This window comes from Alphaproteobacteria bacterium (assembly GCA_030739735.1).
Taxonomy (GTDB): domain Bacteria; phylum Pseudomonadota; class Alphaproteobacteria; order UBA7887; family UBA7887; genus UBA7887.
Genome location: JASLYQ010000059.1, coordinates 1 through 575 on the forward strand (window position 1 = coordinate 1; position 575 = coordinate 575).

Below are 575 nucleotides of genomic sequence, written 5' to 3' on the forward strand. Positions count from 1 at the left end.
CCGAGCTGCAGACCGTCTGAGCCATGAATGGCCGGGGGAATACCCCCCTCGCCCCCCCGCACCGCGATTGTCCGTTGTGTCCGCGGTTGCGCGAATTCCGAAACGCCAACCGCGCCGATCACGGCGATTGGCACAACGCCCCCGTCGCCTCGTTCGGCAGCAATGATGCGGCGTTGCTGATCGTCGGGCTAGCCCCTGGCTTGCGCGGCGCCAATCGCACGGGCCGGCCATTTACCGGCGATTTCGCTGGCGACCTTTTATACTCGACTCTACTCACCTTCGGTTTCGCGGAGGGAACGTACGCCGCCAGGGCGGATGACAGCCTGCGGCTTTCCCGGTGCCGCATCACCAATGCGGTGCGTTGCGTGCCGCCGAAAAACCGTCCTACCGGTGCGGAAGCCACGGCCTGCCGCTCGTTTCTCCTGGACGAAATTGGATCACTCGCCAACCTGAGGCTCGTGCTGGCCCTGGGCACTCTGGCTCACGGTGCCGTGCTGGCTACCATCGGTGAAAAAAAAAGTGTCTGGCCGTTCCGCCATGGCGCCGTGCACCAATTACCCCAGGAATGGGCGTTG

At 64.3% G+C, this 575-nt stretch carries 1 protein-coding gene; it reads left to right on the plus strand.

Going from position 1 to position 575, the window contains the following annotated elements:
• Positions 1-23: 23 nt before the first annotated feature.
• Positions 24-575 (plus strand): uracil-DNA glycosylase family protein (locus QF629_13055; protein ID MDP6014446.1); only part of this gene is annotated, 552 nt, incomplete at its 3' end.